The 3,219-nt window shown below is 54.4% G+C and carries 4 protein-coding genes; 3 read left to right on the top strand and 1 reads right to left on the bottom strand.

Going from position 1 to position 3,219, the window contains the following annotated elements:
* From ACOCD2_RS15040 to ACOCD2_RS15030, 3 genes are all read left to right on the top strand, one after another.
* Positions 1-1,428, top strand: a 1,428-nt coding sequence (locus ACOCD2_RS15040) for a PAS domain-containing sensor histidine kinase (RefSeq protein ID WP_293649291.1), incomplete at its 5' end; no start/stop codon positions are given.
* A complete protein-coding gene (locus tag ACOCD2_RS15035; RefSeq protein WP_305800339.1) occupies positions 1,406-2,479 on the top strand; it encodes a sigma-54-dependent transcriptional regulator in 1,074 nt (357 codons plus the stop codon). The genes ACOCD2_RS15040 and ACOCD2_RS15035, both read left to right, overlap by 23 nt.
* Entirely contained in the window at positions 2,362-2,790 is a 429-nt protein-coding gene (locus ACOCD2_RS15030; RefSeq protein WP_305800338.1) for a helix-turn-helix domain-containing protein, read from the top strand. Before ACOCD2_RS15035 ends, ACOCD2_RS15030 begins: the two co-directional genes overlap by 118 nt.
* A 107-nt stretch (positions 2,791-2,897) precedes the next feature.
* On the opposite strand, the gene ACOCD2_RS15025 is transcribed toward ACOCD2_RS15030, so the two are convergent.
* Positions 2,898-3,050 (bottom strand): MscL family protein, encoded by a 153-nt coding sequence (locus tag ACOCD2_RS15025; RefSeq protein ID WP_308317790.1) that lies wholly within the window; start codon positions 3,048-3,050, stop codon positions 2,898-2,900.
* Positions 3,051-3,219 lie beyond the last annotated feature (169 nt).

The raw sequence follows: 3,219 nt of genomic DNA, 5'->3' as shown, positions 1-3,219 counted from the left end.
AACAATCATTTTCTCGACATCACCGGCTGGGAACGTGATGATGTCATCGGTAAAAACTGGATAAAGAAATTCGTTGTGGATGAAGACCAGGAACAGGTATCCGGCATCATCCGGAAGATGGACACCCCGCAAAGCTTTCCTTCACACCTGGAACTGCAGGTAAAGACCCGCGATGGGGAACCCCGCCTCATCACCTGGAACAATACGCTGTCCTACGACAGCAAGGGCGAAGTCATCGGTGTTACCGGCATCGGTGAAGACATCACAGAAATGCGCCGCACGGAAAGTGAACTGCTCAAACTTTACCAGGCGGTAGAGCAAAGCCCCAGCTCCGTAGTCATCACCAACCCCCAGGGCGACATCGAATATGTGAATCCCAAGTTCACCGAGGTATCAGGCTACAGTGCGGAAGAAGTCATAGGCCGCAACCCGCGCCTGCTGAAATCCGGTGAAACCAGCCGGGAGGAATACAGTAACCTTTGGGATACGATCAGGAATGGCGGTGAATGGCGGGGAGAGTTTCACAACCGCCGCAAGAACGGAGAACTGTTCTGGGAAGCCGCTGCCATTTCTGCCATACGGGACAACGAGGGTAACATCACCAGCATTCTTGCCGTCAAGGAAGACATCACGGAAAAGAAGCGGCTCGAAAAGGAGGTCGAAAAACAGAACCGCGAGCTGGCACTGGCAGAAACCATGGCTGCCATGGGGCGCATGGCCAGCATGATCGCCCATGACCTGCGCAACCCCCTGTCGTCAGTCAAAATGACCCTGCAGATCCTGGACAAGAAAGCCGACCCCGCTGTCAGCGCCGACACCAATGAACTGTGCCATATCTCCCTGGAGCAGATCCGCTACATGGAAGAAATCCTTTCCGACATGCTCTCCTATTCCCGCCCGGATGCACTCAAACCCGAATGGATCCCCATCGACAAGGTGATCGACCTGTCCATCGGCATGTCACAGCGTCGCCGGCACAAGAAAAAAATCACCCTGCACACCCAGTATCATTCCGGCCTGCCTACCATCTATGCCGATGCCACCAAGCTGCGGCAGGTGTTTTCGAATCTCATCGCCAACGCCTTTCAGGCAACGATCGACAGCGACTCTCCCCAAGTGAGTATAGAAGCCATGATCGAACTGGGTCACGAAGGAACCAATGTGCGCATCGACATCTGCGACAATGGCTGCGGCATCGATGCCGAGGACCAAAAACGCATGTTCGAACCCTTTTTCACTACCCGGGCAAAAGGCACTGGTCTGGGGCTGGCAATCGTGAAACGCATCCTCGACCAGCACCAGGCAAACATTTACGTGTCCGACAACAAGCCAGCCGGCACATGCATCTCCGTCATACTGCCGATCAACCCGGCAACACAGAACCCCAAAACAGAGAGTCAAGATCATGAGCAAGATCCTTATCGTTGATGATGATATTGCCAGCAGCCGCACGCTGCAGCTGCATCTCAGCAGCCAGGAACACCAGGTAAAACTGGCGGCAAGCGTCGATGAAGGGCTGGAAACTGCCACCAGCTACAGTCCCGATCTCATCATTCTCGACATCCGCATGCCGGGCAGATCCGGCCTGGAAGGACTGCCCGACTTCAAGGCGCAGCACCCTCAGGTTTGTATCATTATGATCACAGCTTTTCATGATATGGACAGCACCATCGAGGCCATGCAGAAAGGTGCCGACGACTATATCCACAAACCCATCGATATCGATGAACTCGATGCTTCCATCGTAAAGCTGCTGAACACCAGCAAGGACAGCGATGAACTGCTGTTCTCCACAGGCCAGGAAAACATCAACGGGCACCCGAGCATGGTGGGCCGCAGCCGCGCCATGAAAGAAGTATTCAAGACCATAGGCCTGGTGGCAAAGAGCCCGGCTACGGTACTGATCACCGGCGAGTCGGGCACCGGCAAGGAACTGGTGGCCCGTGCAGTGCATCGCTCCAGTGAAACGCCAGACGGCCCATTCATTGCCATCAACTGCGCCGCCCTGGTGGAAACACTGTTGGAGTCGGACATGTTTGGCCACGAGAAAGGAGCATTCACTGGCGCAGTGGGCAAACAGGAAGGTAAATTCTCCCTGTCCCGCGGCGGCACCATCTTTCTCGATGAGGTAGGTGAACTTTCTCCCGCCATGCAGGCCAAGCTGCTGCGCGTACTGCAATACAAGGAATACACACCACTGGGCGCCAAACAGGCCCAGCATTCGGACGCCCGTGTCATCACGGCAACCAATGTCGACCTTGAACAGAAGGTGCAGGAAGGAAGCTTCCGTGAAGACCTGTACTATCGCCTGCAGGTCATCAACATTCACCTGCCCCGTTACGTGAACGCAAGGAAGATCTCATGGATCTCATCCAGACCCTGCTGGGCCGGATCAACCAGGAACTGCACAGCAATGTCACCCACATATCCAAAGATGTGCTGGGCTGCATGGAAGCCTATCAATGGCCCGGGAATATAAGGGAGCTGGAAAACGTGCTCATGAAAGGTGTTGCGCTTTCTCACAGCGATACCTTTACCCGGGAACTGTTACCGGAACACATACTCTGCCAGAGCATGGGCAGCACTCCGCCGACAGCGGAAAAACCTCTCACGGCCCGCAGCCTGAAGGACATCGAAAAAGAACATATCAGCAGAATACTGGAAGCCAACAACTGGCACAGGGGCAAAGCCTGCGAAGTGCTTGGCGTATCCAGGCCGCGGCTGCGCCGTATGATCAACGAATATGGCCTGGTGCCGCCACAGGGCATTGTGGAGGAGGAAGAGGATTGACCGGCTTATCCGGGCGGAGCGTTCATGACAGAAAAGGCCGCTTTGTACTGACAGGCTTACCGCACATCAGCACGCAGCGGCCAAACACAACCCGCACTGACGCCGGATCAGCCAGCCTTGCTCTTGAGCAGATCACGTATTTCTTCGAGCAACACTTCCTGCTTGGGAGGTTCCGCAGCAGCCTCTTCCTCCTTCTCCTCTTCCATGGCCTCCTTGGCCTTGTTCATTGCCTTGATGACCAGGAACAGCACAAAAGCCACGATCAAGAAAGCAATAACAGCGTTGATGAATGAACCGTATTTAATAAATACTTGTCAAGTCCCGATAGATCATAGATTTTCTTTTTGAATAATTCCGGTTGTTTTTTGTGCCAATCCTTAAGCGCCTGAATGGGCGTGATGTGCCCGATGTTTTTCTGCGGGACATGGT

Source organism: Thiolapillus sp., from assembly GCF_048562965.1.
Classification (GTDB): domain Bacteria; phylum Pseudomonadota; class Gammaproteobacteria; order Chromatiales; family Chromatiaceae; genus Thiolapillus; species Thiolapillus brandeum_A.
The sequence above is the reverse complement of the archived record's forward strand: the minus strand, read 5'-3'. Positions and strand labels throughout refer to the sequence as shown.

Bases quoted from the DNA above. Each gene is read 5' to 3' on its own strand.
- ACOCD2_RS15030 (WP_305800338.1), top strand. From the start codon at position 2,362: ATGGATCTCATCCAGACCCTGCTGGGCCGGATCAACCAGGAACTGCAC.
- ACOCD2_RS15035 (WP_305800339.1), top strand. From the start codon at position 1,406: ATGAGCAAGATCCTTATCGTTGATGATGATATTGCCAGCAGCCGCACG.